At 72.1% G+C, this 17,018-nt stretch carries 14 protein-coding genes; 4 read left to right on the top strand and 10 right to left on the bottom strand.

Annotation, left to right across the window (positions count from 1 at the left end):
- Positions 1–88: 88 nt before the first annotated feature.
- The 4 genes from pstS to mshD form a co-directional block, all read right to left on the bottom strand.
- Positions 89–1,225 carry a phosphate ABC transporter substrate-binding protein PstS gene (gene pstS / locus IO30_RS0121580; protein ID WP_031145186.1) on the bottom strand — a complete coding sequence of 379 codons (1,137 nt, stop codon included), beginning with the start codon at positions 1,223–1,225 and terminating at the stop codon, positions 89–91.
- A 245-nt stretch (positions 1,226–1,470) separates the two neighbouring features.
- The gene (locus IO30_RS0121585) at positions 1,471–2,439 is read right to left on the bottom strand and encodes a CHAD domain-containing protein (protein ID WP_037894794.1); all 969 of its coding nucleotides are present in this window, start codon (positions 2,437–2,439) and stop codon (positions 1,471–1,473) included.
- Positions 2,420–4,738: an RNA degradosome polyphosphate kinase gene (locus IO30_RS0121590; protein ID WP_031145188.1), complete on the bottom strand. Its 2,319-nt coding sequence runs from the start codon at positions 4,736–4,738 to the stop codon at positions 2,420–2,422. The genes IO30_RS0121585 and IO30_RS0121590 overlap by 20 nt, the downstream gene beginning before the upstream one ends.
- 612 nt (positions 4,739–5,350) lie before the next feature.
- Entirely contained in the window at positions 5,351–6,277 is a 927-nt protein-coding gene (gene mshD, locus IO30_RS0121595; RefSeq protein WP_031145189.1) for a mycothiol synthase, read from the bottom strand.
- A 169-nt stretch (positions 6,278–6,446) separates the two neighbouring features.
- Here mshD and IO30_RS0121600 point away from each other — a divergent pair, with 169 nt between their 5' ends.
- Positions 6,447–8,264, top strand: a complete 1,818-nt coding sequence (locus tag IO30_RS0121600) for a bifunctional metallophosphatase/5'-nucleotidase (protein ID WP_031145190.1) — start codon at positions 6,447–6,449, stop codon at positions 8,262–8,264.
- Between the two features lie 85 nt (positions 8,265–8,349).
- Here the strand turns inward: IO30_RS0121600 and IO30_RS0121605 are convergent, their stop codons facing one another.
- A complete protein-coding gene (locus IO30_RS0121605) occupies positions 8,350–9,126 on the bottom strand; it encodes an alpha/beta fold hydrolase (protein WP_031145191.1) in 777 nt (258 codons plus the stop codon).
- Positions 9,127–9,262: 136 nt separating this feature from the next.
- On the opposite strand from IO30_RS0121605, the gene IO30_RS0121610 reads away from it, so the two are divergent.
- On the top strand, positions 9,263–9,832 hold the full coding sequence (locus IO30_RS0121610) for a TetR/AcrR family transcriptional regulator (RefSeq protein ID WP_031145192.1): 570 nt from the start codon (positions 9,263–9,265) through the stop codon (positions 9,830–9,832).
- Positions 9,833–9,909: 77 nt separating this feature from the next.
- Positions 9,910–10,812 carry a phosphatidylinositol-specific phospholipase C gene (locus IO30_RS0121615; RefSeq protein WP_031145193.1) on the top strand — a complete coding sequence of 301 codons (903 nt, stop codon included), beginning with the start codon at positions 9,910–9,912 and terminating at the stop codon, positions 10,810–10,812.
- On the opposite strand, the gene IO30_RS0121620 is transcribed toward IO30_RS0121615, so the two are convergent.
- The 5 genes from IO30_RS0121620 to IO30_RS0121640 form a co-directional block, all read right to left on the bottom strand.
- Positions 10,792–12,231 carry a sensor histidine kinase gene (locus IO30_RS0121620; RefSeq protein WP_373316475.1) on the bottom strand — a complete coding sequence of 480 codons (1,440 nt, stop codon included), beginning with the start codon at positions 12,229–12,231 and terminating at the stop codon, positions 10,792–10,794. The two genes, IO30_RS0121615 and IO30_RS0121620, sit on opposite strands and share 21 nt — an antisense overlap.
- Entirely contained in the window at positions 12,228–12,962 is a 735-nt protein-coding gene (locus tag IO30_RS0121625; RefSeq protein WP_031145195.1) for a response regulator transcription factor, read from the bottom strand. The genes IO30_RS0121620 and IO30_RS0121625 overlap by 4 nt, the downstream gene beginning before the upstream one ends.
- 134 nt (positions 12,963–13,096) lie before the next feature.
- A complete protein-coding gene (locus tag IO30_RS0121630; RefSeq protein ID WP_031145196.1) occupies positions 13,097–14,299 on the bottom strand; it encodes a S1C family serine protease in 1,203 nt (400 codons plus the stop codon).
- 112 nt (positions 14,300–14,411) lie between these two features.
- On the bottom strand, positions 14,412–15,434 hold the full coding sequence (locus IO30_RS0121635) for a LacI family DNA-binding transcriptional regulator (protein WP_031145197.1): 1,023 nt from the start codon (positions 15,432–15,434) through the stop codon (positions 14,412–14,414).
- 24 nt (positions 15,435–15,458) lie between these two features.
- Positions 15,459–16,298: a response regulator transcription factor gene (locus tag IO30_RS0121640; RefSeq protein ID WP_031145198.1), complete on the bottom strand. Its 840-nt coding sequence runs from the start codon at positions 16,296–16,298 to the stop codon at positions 15,459–15,461.
- A gap of 455 nt (positions 16,299–16,753) precedes the next feature.
- On the opposite strand from IO30_RS0121640, the gene IO30_RS0121645 reads away from it, so the two are divergent.
- Positions 16,754–17,008, top strand: a complete 255-nt coding sequence (locus IO30_RS0121645) for a MoaD/ThiS family protein (protein WP_031145199.1) — start codon at positions 16,754–16,756, stop codon at positions 17,006–17,008.
- Positions 17,009–17,018: the final 10 nt, after the last annotated feature.

Below are 17,018 nucleotides of genomic sequence, written 5' to 3' on the forward strand. Positions count from 1 at the left end.
CCGGATTCCCCCGGGTGGAGGGGAAGGGTTCCCGGGCCGGTCCGCTCCCCCCGGACGGGGGGTGGAGCGGACCGGCCAGGGCTCAGGACTAGGCCAGCGAGGCGATGATCTCGCGGACCTTCGCGTTGATCTCGGCCGGGATCGGCGCGTAGCCGTTCTCCAGGAGGATCTTCTGGCCCGCGTCGGACGCGGTGTAGTTCAGGAAGGACTTCACGGTCGGCAGGGTCTCCGCCTTGTTGCCCTTGTCGCAGACGACCTCGTAGGTGACCAGGACGATCGGGTACGCGCCCTCGGCCTTGGTGGTGTAGTCGAGCTTCAGCGCCAGGTCGTTGCCGGTGCCGGCGATCTTGGCGGCGGCGATGGCCTTCGAGGCGTTCTCGCCGGTGGCCTTGACCGGGGCTGCGGCGCCCGTGTTCAGGTCGACCGTCTTGATGCTCTGCGCGCTGGCGTAGGACAGCTCGAAGTAGCCGATGGAGCCGTCGACCTGCTTGACCTGGGTGGCGACACCCGCGGAGCCGGAGGCGCCGAGGCCGCCCGGGGCGGGCCACTTCTTCGCGGCCTCGTACGGCCAGGCGTCACCGGCGGTGGCCTTGAGGTACTTGCCCAGGTTCTCGGTGGTGCCCGAGTCCTCGGAGCGGTGGAAGTGCTGGATCGCGGTGCCGGGGAGCGTGACGCCGGGGTTCAGCTTCTTGATCGCCTCGTCGTCCCACTTCTTGATCTTGTCGTTGAAGATGTTGGCGATCGTGGCGGCGTCGAGGTTCAGCTTGTCCACGCCGGCGACGTTGAAGCCGAGGGCGATCGGGCCGCCGACCATGGGCAGGTCGATGCCCTGGCCACCGGTGCAGATCTTCTTCGACTCCTCGACCTGCTCCGGCTTCAGCGCCGAGTCGGAGCCGGCGAAACCGACGGTGCCCTGGTTGAAGGCGACGATGCCCTCACCGGAGGAGGAGGACTTGTAGTTCACCTCGACGCCCGAGCAGGCGGCCATGTAGTTCTTCACCCACAGGTCGACCGCGTTCTTCTGTGCGGACGAGCCGGAGGCGAGGAGCTTGCCCTTGGCGTCGTCGCACTTGATGTCGCCCGCGGCCGCCGCCGGCTTGTTGCTCGGGGAGCCGTTGTCCTTGGTGTTGTCGTCCGAGCCGCACGCCGTGAGGACCAGGGCGCCGGACACGACAAGCGCCCCGAGGGCGGAGGCACGAAGCATGTTCTTGCGCTGAAGCTTCACTTTCGGGTGTTCCTTCCAGAAGCCGCCGGCCGCTTTCTGTATCGGGGCGGCGTGCGAAGAGGACTACGTCGGTGTGCCCGGTGGAACGGCTCGGCCGGCGAGCCGCTCGCACCCTGCACATCAGAAATTAGTCAGATGAAGTGAAGCGGCCGACCGGCCCGAGTGAACGGACGGTGAACCGTGGCGGACGGCCCGGTGCGACCTCATCGGATCGCACACGAGCGTAATGGTCCGTTACCCGGGCGTTATCGAGGCGTGACCGCGGGTTGCGGCAGCCAGAGTTCCTGGAAGGCGGACCGGGCGGCCTCGACCTCGTGGCGCTGGTCGGCGTGCAGCACGCCGAGGGCGTACGCGGTGGCCGGGGCGATCCGGGGGGTGCGGGCGGCCGTCGCCGAGGCCGTGGCGGCCTCGGCCGCGTCCCGGTGCAGGTCCAGGGCCTCGCCCGCCGCCGCCAGCCGGGTCACGTCCTCGCCCAGGACCTCCTGGGCGTACCGGTGGATCCGCAGCAGGCGGCGCACCTCGTGCCATGAGCCGTCGTGGTCGCTGTTGTACGGGTGGGCCCCGTCGGGCGCGGGCAGCACCTCCACCGCGGCCGACAGTCGGGTTCCGGCCACCTCGGCGAGCGGTACGAGGACCTCCGAGACCCGCCCGCGGGCCGCGACCGGGTCCAGCGGGACCTCTGAGGCCAGGACCGCCACCGCGTCCGCCACCGCGTGGAAGCGGGAGGAGCCGAGGGCCTGGAGGGTTGCCGAGTGCGCGCGGGTACGGGCCAGGGTCAGCTGGCGCTCCAGCAGCGCCCCCGCCCGCGCCGAGCCCACCGTGAGGGCGCCCGCGGAGCTGCGCGGCGTCGGGACCTCCGGGGCACCCGCCAGCCGGTGCAGGGCTTCCATCAGCCGGGCGAGGCGAGCCGCGTGGGCGTGTTCGTCGGCGAGGGTCGAGGAGAGCCACACCAGCTCGGTGCGCAGTCCGTCCGCCCAGGCGGACTCGGTCACCACCCGGAAGGTGGCCAGGGATCCGCTGATGCGGCGCGCGGCCCCCCGCAGGCCGCGCGCCGCCTCACCTCCGTCCGCCGGGTCCGTCGCGCTGCCCGCCGCGCCCTCGCCGTGGAGGCGCAGGGCGCGCAGGAAAGCGGTGGCCTGCCCGCGCAGGTACGTGCTGAGCACGTCACCCGCGCGGGGCTGCACCGATGGTGGGTTACGGTTTGGCTGAGCCACGCCGGCGCCTCCGGGCGTCTATGAGCGTCTCCTGTACGTGCCGCAGCGGCTGGCCCTCCGCGTCCGTGCTGTGCCGGGTCCATTCGCCGTCCGGGCCCAGGTGCCAGGAGGAGGTGGCGTCGGACATGCCGGTCTCCAGCATCCGGTCCAGTGCCGCGCGGTGGGCCGGGTCGGCGACCCTGACCAGTGCCTCGATGCGGCGGTCGAGGTTGCGGTGCATCATGTCGGCGCTGCCGATCCACACCTCGGGCTCGCCGCCGTTGCCGAAGGCGAAGACCCGCGAGTGCTCCAGGAAACGGCCGAGGATCGAACGGACCCGGATGTTCTCCGACAGCCCCGGGACCCCGGGCCGCACCGCGCAGATGCCGCGGACCCAGATGTCGACGGGCACGCCCGCCTGGGAGGCCCGGTAGAGGGAGTCGATGAGGGCCTCGTCGACGATCGAGTTCATCTTCAGGCGCACGTACGCGGGGCGGCCGGCCTTGTGGTGGGCGGCCTCCTTGTCGATCCGCGCGATCAGCCCGTCGCGCAGCGAACGGGGGGCCACCATCAGGCGGCGGTAGGTCTCGCGGCGGGAGTAGCCGGAGAGCCGGTTGAAGAGGTCGGAGAGGTCCGCGCCGACCTGCGGGTCGGCGGTGAGCAGGCCGAGGTCCTCGTAGAGCCGGGCGGTCTTCGGGTGGTAGTTGCCGGTGCCGACGTGGGAGTAGCGGCGCAGCTGGTCGCCCTCCTGGCGGACGACGAGCGACAGCTTGCAGTGGGTCTTGAGGCCGACGAGCCCGTAGACGACGTGGCAGCCGGACTCCTCCAGCTTGCGCGCCCACTTGATGTTGGCCTGCTCGTCGAAGCGGGCCTTGATCTCGACGAGTACGAGGACCTGCTTGCCGGAGTCGGCGGCGTCGATCAGGGCGTCCACGATCGGGGAGTCGCCGGAGGTCCGGTACAGCGTCTGCTTGATGGCGAGGACGTCCGGGTCGGCGGCGGCCTGCTCCAGGAAGGCCTGCACCGAGGTGGAGAAGGAGTCGTACGGGTGGTGCAGCAGGACGTCCCGCTCGCGCAGCGCGGCGAAGATGTCGGGCGCGGACGCGGACTCGACCTCGGCGAGGTCCCGGTGGGTACCGGCGACGAACTTCGGGTACTTCAGCTCCGGCCGGTCCAGCGAGGAGATCCCGAAGAGGGCGGTCAGGTCCAGCAGGCCGGGCAGCGGGTACACCTCGGAGGCGTTGACCTTCAGCTCCTGCACGAGGAGGTCCAGGACGCCCGGGTCGATGGACTCTTCGACCTCCAGGCGCACCGGCGGGCCGAAGCGGCGCCGCATGAGCTCCTTCTCCAGGGCCTGGAGCAGGTTCTCCGCGTCGTCCTCCTCGACTTCGAGGTCCTCGTTGCGGGTCACGCGGAACATGTGGTGCGCGAGCACCTCCATGCCGGGGAACAGCTCCTCCAGGTGCGCGGCGATGACGTCCTCCAGAGGGACGTAGCGCTGCGGGGAGGCCTCCAGGAAGCGGGAGAGGAGCGGCGGGACCTTGACCCGGGCGAAGTGGCGGTGGCCGCTGACGGGGTTGCGCACCACGACGGCCAGGTTCAGCGAGAGCCCGGAGATGTACGGGAACGGGTGCGCGGGGTCCACGGCGAGGGGGGTGAGCACCGGGAAGATCTGGTTGCGGAACAGGGTGAAGAGGCGGGCCTGCTCCTTCTCGGTGAGGTCGGGCCAGCGGATGAGGTGGATGCCCTCTTCGGCGAGCGCCGGGGAGATGTCCTGCTGGAAGCAGGCGGCGTGGCGGGCCATGAGCTCGCGCGAACGCGTCCAGATCAGGTCCAGCACCTCACGGGGCTGGAGGCCTGAGGCCGAACGGGTGGCGACACCGGTCGCGATGCGGCGCTTGAGGCCGGCGACGCGGACCATGAAGAACTCGTCGAGGTTGCTCGCGAAGATCGCCAGGAAGTTCGCGCGCTCCAGGAGCGGGGTCGTGGGGTCCTCGGCGAGTTCCAGCACCCGCTCGTTGAAGGCCAGCCAGCTGCGCTCGCGGTCGAGGAAGCGGCCCGGGGGGAGCTCGTCGCCGTCCTTGTCGTCCTCGTAGGCGTCCAGGTCGGCGTCTATGTCGGGTTCGAGGTCGACGTGCGGGCGGTGCGCGGAGATGGAGCCTATGCGCGCGTGCGCTCCGCTGACGGCGAGACCGGTCATGCCGGCGGGGGCGGGGGCGGGGGCGCTGGGGGCGCCGGAGAAGCCGGGCGCCGGGGCGGAGGTGTGAGACGGGTGCTGGGCGGGGACCTCGGTGGGGCCTGCGCTGGGCTGGTGGCTCATGACTCCATTGTTCCGCGCACGCGGCAGGACAGGCGCGTCGGAAGCGTCGGCCGTCAGTCGGAGTCGGGGCTTCATGGGGGGAGGGTCGCAAGCGCGTCTGAATGCGTGGTTAATGGCGCGTGGCATCCCGGCGGTGTCCCTGCGGGGCTCGGCGGTGTTGTGGCCCGTCTGCGGCGACGTTGCACGGGGCTCCGCCCCGGACCCCGCGCCTCAATCTCCCCCAGACTCCGTCCGGGGGGGGGGACCCCCGGGCGGGGCTGATTTTTACCGCCTGTGGTCTGTTGGGTCTTTGCCTTGGTGTCGTGTGTGGGGCGGGGTCCCTCCGGAGTGTCTCCTCGGCTCGCGCACTGAGCCCTGGCTGTGAGAGATGCGGCCTGGGTTGCGCGCTCGTCCTGCGGGGACCCTCCTGCGCGCCCCCACCCCACACGCCCGGGCCCTGGAAGCACAGCCTGGTCTCCTTGGCGGAGCCGTGGCGGGGCCCTCACCGAACAGGCCCCGCCAGGCACCGCACCCGCATCGTCACGGGAGCCAAAGAACAGCGGCGGAGCCCCGGAAAGGCTCGGCGCCGCCCGGGCCCGGCCATGGACCCGCCGAGCCGACCGCAGGGACCCGTCAGCTTTCGGTGCGGTACATCAGGTCCACCTCGTGCGTGGTGAAGCCGAGGCCCTCGTAGACCGCCAGGGCCGCCGGATTGTCGGCGTCCACGTACAGCATGGCCGTCGGCAGACCCTGCGCCGCCAGGTGGCGCAGGCCGATCGCGGTGAGGGCCTTGCCGAGGCCGCCGCCCTGTGCGCCGGGGCGGACGCCGACCACGTACACCTCGCCGAGCGCCTGCTCCGCGTGGACCTTGGTCCAGTGGAAGCCGACGAGCTCCCCCGCGCGTTCGGCGAGGAAGAAGCCCTTGGCGTCGAACCACGGCTGCGCGATCCGGTCGTTGAGGTCCCGCTGCGTCAGCGCCCCCTGCTCGGGGTGGTGGGCGAAGGCGGCCGCGTTGGCCGCGAGCCAGGCCTCGTCGTCGGCGCCGGGTACGAAGGTCCGTACGGTCACCCCGGCCGGCAGCGCGGGCTCCGGCAGCGGGTCCCCCGCGGCCAGCGGGCGGCGCAGCTGCCGCAGCTCGCGGAAGAGGGTCAGACCGAGCACCTGGGCGAGGTGCCGCGCGGCCGACTTGCCGCCGTGGGCCCACACCCGGATGCGCTTGCCGGAGGCGGCCAGCAGGGCCGAGCCGAGGGCGCGGCCGTGGCCGCGGCCGCGCAGCGCGGGGTGGACGACGAGTTCGGCGGCGGGGGCCTCCACCGGGTCGGTGTCCTCCAGTTGTCCGTACCCGACGAGCCGGTCGCCGACGGTGAGCAGGAAGTGCCGGATGCCCTCGCGCGGCCCGCCGCGCAGCTGGAGCCGTCCCTGTTCGGACACGGCGGTGGTGCCGTCGGTGCGCGCCGCGTCCTCGATCAGGGCGAGTACGGTCTCGGCCTGTTCCTCCGTCAGCTCGTCGAAGGTCTCAATCTGCCGTCCGGGCTCCACGGCCGCTGCTGCGTCAGTCATGGCACGAGCCTACGACCGCGGCGGGCGCGGGGTGGAGTGCGGGACCGCAGTCGGCCCGTCTTCTGCGCGTAACCACCTCGATACCCGTTACCCCCTGTCGTGCTACGCGCGTTGACCATAGGCTTCGGCGGACCTCCCAAGCTGTATCGCTGTCCACAAAGGGGATTAAATGTCAGCGACGCCACAACGGCACCGCCGAGCCCGCCGGTTGACCCTCGCAGCCATCGCCGTCACGGCGGGGGCCGGGGCGATGGTCGCCGCCGCACTGCCGGCCGGGGCCGCGAGTGGTGGCGGTGCGGGCAAGAGCCGCACCGTCGATGTGCAGATGCTGTCGTTCAACGACTTCCACGGCACGCTCGAGCCCCCGCAGGGCTCCTCCGGCAACGTGACCGAGCGTCAGGCAGACGGCACCACCAAGGCCATACCCGCGGGCGGGGTCGAGTACCTCGCGACCAGCCTGCGCGAGGCCCGCAAGGGTCACGAGTACTCCGTCACCGCCGCCGCGGGTGACATGATCGGCGGCAGCCCGATGCTGTCCGGGCTCTTCCACGACGAGCCGAGCATCGAGGCGCTGAACAAGCTCGACCTGGACGTCACCAGCGTCGGCAACCACGAGTTCGACGAGGGCCGTGCCGAGCTGCGCCGCATGCAGTACGGCGGCTGCCACCCGGTCGAGGGCTGCTACGAGTACGGCAAGACCTTCACCGGCTCGGAGTTCCAGTACCTCGCCGCCAACGTCACGGACGAGAAGACCAAGCGTCCGATGATGTCGCCCACCTTCATCTGGAAGAAGGGGGACGTGAAGATCGGTTTCATCGGCGTCACCCTGGAGGGCACTCCCGACGTCGTGACCGCGGAGGGCGTCAAGGGCCTGAAGTTCGGTGACGAGGTCGAGACGATCAACAAGTACGCCGCCGAGCTGAACAAGCAGGGCGTGAAGTCGATCGTGGCGCTGATCCACGAGGGCGGTCTGCCCGCGAACGGCGCGTACAACTACGACTGCGACGTCCCCGGTGCGGGCGCGGGCATCTCCGGTGCCATCGTGGACATCGCCAAGAACGTCGACGCCAAGGTCGACGCGCTGGTGACGGGCCACACGCACCAGGCGTACGCGTGCAACATCCCCGACCCGGCGGGCAACCCGCGTACGGTCACCTCGGCCGCCTCGATCGGCCGTCTGTACACGGACACCACGCTGACCTACGACCGGCAGACCAAGGACATCGTCCGTACGCCGGTCACCTCGCCGAAGCCGGTGAACAAGGTCGTCACCCGGGACCAGCCCAAGGCCCCGGACCTGACCGAGCTGATCCAGCGCTGGAACACCCTCGCGGCGCCGATCGCCAACCGTCCGCAGGGCTTCATCTCGGCCGACATCCCGGGCCGCGGCTCGGCGGAGCCGGAGAAGCCGCTCGGTGACCTGATCGCCGACGCGCAGCTGGAGGCGCTGGCCCCGGCCGACAAGGGCGGCGCGGAGCTGGCCGTCATGAACCCGGGCGGCATCCGTTCGGACCTCGCCTACAAGGCCTCGGGTGACGAGGGCGACGGCGTGGTGACGTACGGCGAGTCCTTCACGGTCCAGCCGTTCACCAACATGATGAACATCGTGGACCTGACGGGTGCGCAGCTGATCACGGCGCTGCAGCAGCAGGTCAGCGGGCCGGTCAACGGTCCGAGCCCGAAGATCCTTCAGGTGTCGAAGGGCTTCACCTACACCCTGGACATGACGAAGGCCGGTGCGGACCGCATCGTCGTGGACTCGGTGAAGCTCAACGGCGTGCCGATCGATCCGGCGCGGACCTACCGGGTCGCGATGAACGAGTTCCTCGCGGGCGGCGGTGACGGGTTCACCGTCCTGAAGGAGCACAAGAACAAGCTGGTGGGCGCGTCCGACCTGGACTGCTTCAACGCCTACCTGACGAAGAACTCCTCGGCGCAGGCCCCGATCGCCCCGCCGGCGGCGGACCGGATCACCGTCGTCAAGTAGCGGCGGAGAGCAGGACCAGCGCACCGCGTGCCCGGAGGGGCGGCGGGTCCCCCGTGGCCCGCCGCCCCTCCGGCGTTCTCGGCGCCTACAGGGTGTCGAGGAAGGCGGCGACGGCTTCGGCGAAGCCCTTCGGGTCCTGGAAGGGGACGTGGTGCTCGGTGTCGAGGGCGGCGTACGAGGTCCCGGGCCGCCGGGAGACCATCGCGTCGGCCTGTTCCCGGGGGAGCGCCTGGCTGCGCAGGCCGTGGACGAGCAGGGCGGGGCAGGTGCTGGCGCTCCAGACGTCCCATTCGGCGTCCCGGAACTGGGCGACGGTGTCCAGGGTGTCCTGCGGGTGGAACGGGAGCCGCCAGCCGATGCCGTCGGGGAGCTGCCGCAGTGCTGGTGCGAGCGCCTCGCCGAAGGGGCCGCAGGCGGTGATGAGCTGTTCGCGGGTGGGTGCGGTGTAGGGGAGGCGGGCGACGAACTCGAAGGGGTTGGGGCCCTCGCTGCGTTCCACGGGGGCGTCGACGTTGATCAGGGCGCGGACGCGGCCGGGGTGGGTGGCGGCGAGGTGGTAGGCGTTGATCCCGCCGAGGGAGAAGCCGAGGACGGGCAGCGGGCCGGTGAGGCCGAGGTGGTCCAGCAGGGCGACGGCGTCGGCGACGTAGCCGGCGCGGCTGTATTCGGTGGCGCGGTCGGAGTCGCCGTGGCCGCGCTGGTCGGGGGCGACGACCCGCCAGTCGTTTCCGAGGGCGGCGGCCAGGTCGGCCCAGTGGGCGGCTTCGGAGAGGCCGCCGTGGAGGGCGAGCAGCGGGCGGCCGGGGCCGCCGAAGTCCAGGTAGGACAGGGTGCGGTCGTCGATCTTCAGCTCGTGACGCATGTGTGTTCGTCTCCCCCGTGTCGTGGTCCGGCCTGCCGAGGTCTGCAGGTGTGCTTCAGCGTGCCAGGATTTGGGCAAGCGCGCAATACGTTTGTATTGGGCGCTTGCCCAAGACGCTCGCCGATACGATCCCGGCATGGGAAATCGTGAGGACCTGCTGGCCGGGGCGCGCCACTGCCTGGAGGAGAAGGGGTACCTGCGCACGACCGTGCGCGACATCGCCTCCGCGGCGCAGGTGAGCATGGCCGCGATCGGCTACCACTTCGGCTCCCGCGAGGCCCTGCTGAACCAGGCGCTGTTCGCCGCCATGGACGAGTGGGCCGCCGGGTCCGGGCGCCTGGCGGGCCAGGGGGAATCCGCCGGGGCGCGCTACGCCGACATGTGGGACCGCAAGATCCAGGACTTCGGCGAGATGCGCTGGCTGTGGATCGCCTCCGTGGAGGCCTTCGTGCACGCCCAGTCCTCGCCCGAGCTGCTCGCGGTGCTGGCCGAGGGCCAGCGCCGGTCCCGGCGCACGGTCGCGGCCCAGCTGCGCGGGGTGTCCGAGGAGGCCGTGGCGGAGGAGGACGTACGGTCCCTCGGGTCGGTGCACGTCGCGCTGCTGGCCGGGGTGATGGTGCAGTGCCTGACCGACCCCGAGCAGGCGCCGGACGGGCGGGAGCTGGCCCAAGGGCTGCGCAGGATGGCGGAGTTGCTGGAGAAGTAGTGCCTACCGACGGGTAGTAAAGGCTGGTTCCGCACGCCATAATCCGGTCCCACCACTGGGTCGGCAAAGGGGCGGGCATGAGCATGGCACTGGACCGGCGGACGTTCCTCACGGGCGCCGGAGCGCTGGCGGCGACGGCCGCCGTCGGACTGGGAACGGCAGGCCCGGCCGCGGCGGCAACCGCCCCGGCGCCCGCGCGGACGCTCGGCACCCAGGACTGGATGGCGGGCCTGGCCGACTCCACGGCCCTGCAGCGGATGACCATCCCGGGCACCCACGACGCCGGCGCCCGCCACGGCGGGCTCTACGTGGCCTGCCAGAACACCTCGATCGCCGAACAGCTGGACTCCGGTATCCGCTTCCTCGACGTCCGCTGCCGGGTGACGGGCGGGTCGTTCGCGATCCACCACGGCTCCTTCTACCAGAACCTGATGTTCGGCGACGTGCTCGTCGCCTGCTGGAACTTCCTCGCCGCGCACCCCTCCGAGACCCTCCTGATGCGGGTCAAGCAGGAGTACTCCACGGACAGCGACGCGACCTTCCGCGCCGTCTTCGACGACTACCTCGACAACCGGGGCTGGCGCCCGCTCTTCCGGATCTCCGACACCCTGCCCTCGCTCGGGCAGGCCCGCGGCAAGGTGGTCCTGCTCGCCGACAACGGCGGCCTGCCCGGCCTGCGCTACGGCGACGGCAACGTCTTCGACATCCAGGACGACTACAACACCGAGCCGTTCGCCAAGCGCGGCCGCATCGAGAACCACTTCCGCAAGGCCGTCCAGCAGCCCGGCAAGCTCTTCGTGAACTACACCAGCACCGCGGCCTACATGCCGCCGCGCTGGAACTCCGACCGCCTCAACCCGCAGGTGCACGCCTTCGTCGACGGCGGGGAGCTGGCGGGCCGGACCGGGCTCGGCATCGTCCCGATGGACTTCCCGAACACCCGCTCCGGCCTGGTCGCCTCACTGATCCGGCACAACTGACGGGCCGTCCGGCGGCGGGTTCGGCGCCCCCGGGATGCGGAGCACCGCCTCCGTGCCCGGGCCGCCGTCCGCCGCCGCCCGCAGCTCGGCGCTGCCGCCCGTCCGGGCAGCCGTGCGGGCCACGATCGACAGGCCCAGTCCGCTGCCCGGCAGGGCGCGGGCCGACGGGGACCGCCAGAACCGTTCGAAGACGTGCGGCAGGTCCTCCGCCGGGATGCCGGGCCCGTGGTCCCGTACGGTCAGCTCGCCCGCCCGCAGCGTCACCTCGACCGCCCCGTCCGGCGGGCTGAACTTCACCGCGTTGTCCAGCACGTTGACCACGGCCCGCTCCAGCGCGGCCGCCTCGCCCCGGACGTACCAGGGCCGCAGGTCCGAGGTGAAGGTCAGCTCCGGCCCGCGCAGCCGGGCCCGGGACAGCGCGGCCCCGGCGATCTCGTGCAGGGCCACCACGCCGAGCGGGCCGGGGGAGACCGCGTCCGGACGGGACAGCTCCTGGAGGTCGCCGATCAGGGCGGCGAGCTCCGTCATCTGCGCCTTCACCGAGGCCAGCAGCTCCTTGCGGTCCTCGGGCGGGATGGCCCGGCCGGTGTCCTCGCTGCGCGCCAGCAGCTCGATGTTCGTCCGCAGCGAGGTCAGCGGGGTGCGCAGCTCGTGCCCGGCGTCCGCGATCAGCTGGGCCTGGCGCTCCTGGGAGGAGGCGAGGGCCGCCGTCATCGAGTTGAAGGACCGCGACAGGCGGGCGATCTCGTCGTCGCCCTCGTCGGGGATCCGTACGGTGAGGTCCTCGGTGCGGGCGATGTGCTCGACCGCACCGGTGAGTTCGTCGACCGGCCGAAGCCCGGTCCGGGCCACCCACAGACCGGCCGCGCCCGCCCCGACGACCCCGATCCCGCACACCAGGAGCAGCACCCAGGCCAGGGTCGACAGCGGCTTGTCGATGTCGGCCAGCGGTTTGGCCACGGACAGTGCGGCGGCCCGTCCCTCCAGCAGGGCGGGCTGGGTGTAGACGCGGATCGGGACCCCGTCGGAGGTGGTCGTGTCGTAGAGCGCCGACCCGCGGCGCCGCTGCGCCACCGCGAGGTCGGTGTCGCTGATCCGCAGGGTGCTGCGGCCGTCGACCCAGCAGTGGCCGCCGTCCGGCAGGACGATCTGCACCTGGGCGCTGAGGTTGTTCGCGGGCCGCTCCGGCAGGGCGCTGCCGGAGACGGACACGCAGCCGATCGACCGGACCACCTGGTTGGCCTGCGCCTCCGCGTTGGTGGCGCGCAGCGAGCTGTCGAGCTGGTCGCGGAGCTGGGTCCGCACCATCACCCAGGACACCGCCGCCACGGCGGCCACCGCGAGCGCCACCGCGACCGTGACCAGCAGGGCGAGGCGGGAGCGCAGCGGCAGGGCGCGGAACCCGGCCACAGGGCTCACTCGGGCCCGCTCTCGCCGGCCCGCAGGACGTAGCCCACCCCGCGCACCGTGTGGACGAGCCGGGGCTCGCCCCCCGCCTCGGTCTTGCGGCGCAGGTACATCACGTACACGTCCAGGGAGTTGGAGCTGGGCTCGAAGTCGAAGCCCCACACGGTCTTCAGGATCTGCTCGCGGGTCAGGACCTGGCGCGGGTGCGCGAGGAACATCTCCAGCAGGGTGAACTCGGTCCGGGTCAGTTCCACCGGGCGCCCGGCCCGGCGCACCTCGCGGGTCGCGAGGTCCATCCGCAGGTCGCCGAAGGACAGGACGTCCTCGGGGCCGTCGGGGCCCGCCTGCGGGGCGGCGTAGGAGCTGCGGCGCAGCAGGGCGCGGACGCGTGCGAACAGCTCGTCCAGCTCGAACGGCTTGACGAGGTAGTCGTCGGCGCCCGCGTCGAGGCCGGTGACGCGGTCGCCGACGGTGTCGCGGGCGGTGAGCATCAGGACCGGTATGACGCTGCCCGTGGCGCGCAGCCTGCGGGCGGCCGTCAGCCCGTCCATACGGGGCATCTGGATGTCCAGGACGATCAGGTCCGGGGCGTACGAGGCGGCCTTGTCCAGGGCGTCGAGCCCGTCGACGGCGGTCTGCACGGCGTACCCCTCGAAGGCCAGGCTGCGGCGCAGGGCTTCGCGCACGGCCGGCTCGTCGTCGACGACGAGGACGCGCTGCTGGTCGCCTTCGGCGGGATTCATGGGTGCTCCCCCAGGGATGGTCGTGGTCGTCCGGGCCGTGCCTCCGCGGCCCCCGCGCGGGCGCGGGGCGCCTTCACGGAGACCCTCCCCAGCGTCGCACGCGGGCGGCGGCGGACCGGCCAGGGACGGCGCGGTCAGAAGGTGGTGCCGAGCCCGGTGTTGCCGTTCCCGCTGCCGTTCGTCCCGGATCCGCCGCCCGCGCCGCCGGGGCCGCCCTTGCGGAGGGAGTCCAGGTCGGCCTTGATCGTGTTGACCGGGATGGCGAAGCCCAGGCCCACGCTGCCGGCGCCGGAACCGCTGCTGGAGGGGGAGTAGATCGCGGAGGGCATGCCCACGATCTCGCCGTTCATGTTGACGAGGGCGCCGCCGGAGTTGCCGGGGTTCAGGGAGGCGTCCGTCTGGATGGCCTTGTACGACGTGGTGTCGGAGCCGGTGTCCCCGTTGAACTGCCGGCCGCCGTACGAGAACGGCCAGCCGCCCCCGTCCTGCTGGCGCTGGGGCGACTGCTGCTCCGACTTGGGCACGTTCACCTCGCGCTCCAGCGCGGAGACGATGCCGCTGGTGACCGTGCCGGTGAGGCGGTCGGGGGAGCCGATCGCGACGACCTGGTCGCCGACCTTGAGGCCGCCGGAGTCGCCCAGCTTGGCCGGCTTGAGCCCGGAGGCGTTCTCCAGCTTGATCAGGGCCAGGTCCTTGTCGGGGTCGGTACCGACGATCTTGGCGTTGTACTTCTTGCCGTCGCTGGTCGTCACCTGGATCTGCGAGGCGCCGTTCACGACGTGGTTGTTGGTGACGATCTCGCCGTCGGCGCTCAGGACGATGCCGGAGCCGGTGCCCTGCCCGGAGGCCGTGCCGGTGTCGATGCGCACCACGGAGGGGCTGACCTGCTCGGCCACGCCGGTGACGGTGCCGTTGCCGGACTGCGAGACGTTGGTGCCGTTGACTCCGCCGCCGGAGCTCCCGTGCGAGCCCGTCAGCTGCTGGACGGCGGCCGCGGTGCCGCCGCCGATCAGTGCCGCCGCGAGGGCGACCGCGGCCAGCAGCGCGACCGGGCGCTTGGCACGGGGCGCGGGCGCGGCGGCGTGGGCCGGGCCGCCGGGGCCGATGGGGCCGCCGGGGATGCTCGGGGGGACCGTCTCGCCGATCAGGACCGGCGGCTGGTGCGCCTCGTGCCAGCCCGGCGCGGCGGGCGGGTACGAGGGCGGCGGCGGGTAGGCCCCGGCCGCGGCGTCCTGCGCCAGCCGGTCGCGCCCCCGCTGCCAGTCCTCGCCGAAGGGCGCGTGCTGGGTCGGGCTCTCCTGCGGGTACTCGCCTTCGCGGCGGAAGCTGTCGGTCATGACTATGACTGTGGCCGCCGATGATGAGAGCTTCCTGAGCCTGGTCTGAGAAGCCCGACAGAACCGCGTATGCCCGGAATAAGGCCCGGACCCGCGGGCCCGGGCGCAGCGGTCAGCGGCAGCCGCAGGAGCGGCGGATCACCAGGGCCGAGGGGAACTGCTTCAGGCGTTCGCGGCGGGATCCGGCGATGCGCAGGCCGTCGTCCAGGACGAGGTCCACCGCCGCGCGGGCCATCGCCGGGCGGTCCGAGGCGATGGTGGTCAGCGGCGGGTCCGTCAGGGCCGCCTCCTTGACGTCGTCGAAACCGGCCACGGCCAGTTCCCCGGGCACGTCGATGCGCAGCTCGCGCGCCGCGCGCAGCAGGCCGATCGCCTGGTCGTCCGTGGCGCAGAAGATGGCCGGCGGCCGGTCCGGGCCGGACAGGACCTCCAGGGCCACGCGGTAGGCGTCGTAGCGGTTGTACGGGGCCTGGAAGAGCCGTCCTTCGACCGAGCGGCCGGATTCCAGCATGGCCCGGCGCCAGCCCTCGACGTGGTCGGCGACGGGGTCGCCGACCTCCGGGGTGGTCTCGACGCCGCCGAGGCAGGCGACGTACGGGTGCCCGTGCTCCAGCAGGTGGCGGGTGGCGAGCTGGGCGCCGCCGATGTCGTCGGTGACCACGGCCACGTCGTCGATCGCCTCGGGCCGCTCGTGCAGCAGCACCACCCGGGCGTCCCAGGCCTCGATCTCGGAGGCGGCGCGCTCGCTCATGCCCTGGCTGACCAGGATCAGGCCGGAGACCCGCATGCCGAGGAAGGCCCGCAGGTAGTGGACCTCGCGCTCGTCGCGGTAGTCGGAGTTGCCGACCAGCACCATCTTCCCGCGCTCGGCCGCGGCCTGTTCGACCGCGTGCGCCATCTCCGCGAAGAAGGGCTGCCGGGCGTCCGGGACGATCATGCCTATGAGGTCGGTGCGCCGCGAGGCCATCGCCTGGGCGACCCGGTCCGGGCGGTAGCCCAGTTCCTTGATCGCGGCGAGGACACGCTCGCGCGTGGCCGGGGCAACCGGCCGGGGTCCGTTGTTGATGACGTAGCTCACGACGGCGGTAGAGGTACCCGCAAGTCGCGCCACGTCATCCCGCGTCACCTTGGCCACGCGCGGAAGTCTACGCGGGGTGACCTACCTCTGGGCAGGGCGTCCTGAGGAGTGGATGCTCACAGGGTCTTCGGCCGACCGGGTGACGGCCGCGGGAGTCTTCGCGGCTGCCTGCGGAGCGGTCTGTGCCGCGCTCTGCGCGGCCGTCTTCGCGGCGGCCTGGGCCGCGGCCTCGGCGGCGGCCCGTTCCACCTTCTCCGGGGTGACGAAGCGGTAGCCGACGTTGCGGACCGTGCCGATCAGCGACTCGTGCTCGGGGCCGAGCTTGGCGCGCAGGCGCCGTACGTGCACGTCCACCGTCCGGGTGCCGCCGAAGTAGTCGTAGCCCCAGACCTCCTGCAGCAGCTGGGCGCGGGTGAAGACCCGGCCGGGGTGCTGCGCGAGGTACTTGAGCAGCTCGAACTCCTTGAAGGTGAGGTCGAGCACCCGCCCCTTGAGCTTGGCGGAGTACGTGGCCTCGTCGACCGAGAGGTCGCCGTTGCGGATCTCCATCGGGGAGTCGTCGGACCCGAGCTGCTGACGGCCGGTGGCCAGCCGCAGCCGTGCCTCGACCTCGGCCGGGCCGGCGGTGTCGAGGAGGACGTCGTCGATGCCCCAGTCGGCGGTGACGGCCGCGAGGCCGCCCTCGGTGACGACGAGGATCAGCGGACAGCCCGGACCGGTGGAGCGCAGCAGCTGGCACAGCGACCGCACCTGCGGCAGGTCGCGGCGCCCGTCCACGAGGATGACATCGGCGCCCGGGGTGTCCACGAGGGCCGGGCCCTCGGCGGGAGCGACCCGGACGCTGTGCAGCAGCAGGCCGAGGGCGGGCAGCACCTCGGTGGACGGCTGCAGTGCGTTGGTGAGCAGCAGGAGTGAGCTCATGCCCGACCACCCCGCCCCGTTCCGGTCGGCCGGTCAAGCACGTTTCGCTGGTCCATCACGTCGGTTCCTCCTCGGTCCCGTCGAGGACGTGCTGCTTCGTACGTGGTGCGTCTCGTACGGCGTCCGTACGGCCCCGCGCCCTGGGGCCCGGACGGACGCCACTGTTCTCGGTTCGTTCAACGTGCTGAAAGCACAAAAGGACCCGGGGGCAACGTTGCCCGGATCCTCACGCCAGCAGAATAGCCCACCGGTGCTTTCGAGGCCGAGGCCCCGACGGGTTCCACTTCTGTGGTTCGTGCCACGCCCGCAGCCCGTTTATGACCCGGTTTCACCGTATGGGTGGACCCCCGCCGGGCCGGGTGGGCGCACACGGGGCGCGCGGTGGCACGCCGGGGCGGGGGCGGGGAGGGGTCATCATGGAGGCCGACGGTAGAGAGCCGACGATAGGAGCTGCAGTGGCAACCGGAACCATCCGCTACTGGGCGGCGGCCAAGGCCGCGGCCAAGACGGCGGAGGAGCCGTACTCGGCGCGGACACTGGCCGAGGCGCTCGACGCCGTGCGGGAACGCCACCCCGGGGAACTGACCCGGGTCCTGCTGCGCTGCTCCTTCCTCGTGAACGACGAGCCCGTGGGCAAGCGCCCGCACGATGCCGTCCAGCTGACCGAGGGGGGCACCGTCGAGGTGCTCCCGCCGTTCGCGGGCGGGTGAGCGGAACCCG

This window comes from Streptomyces xanthophaeus, from assembly GCF_000725805.1.
GTDB lineage: Bacteria > Actinomycetota > Actinomycetes > Streptomycetales > Streptomycetaceae > Streptomyces > Streptomyces xanthophaeus.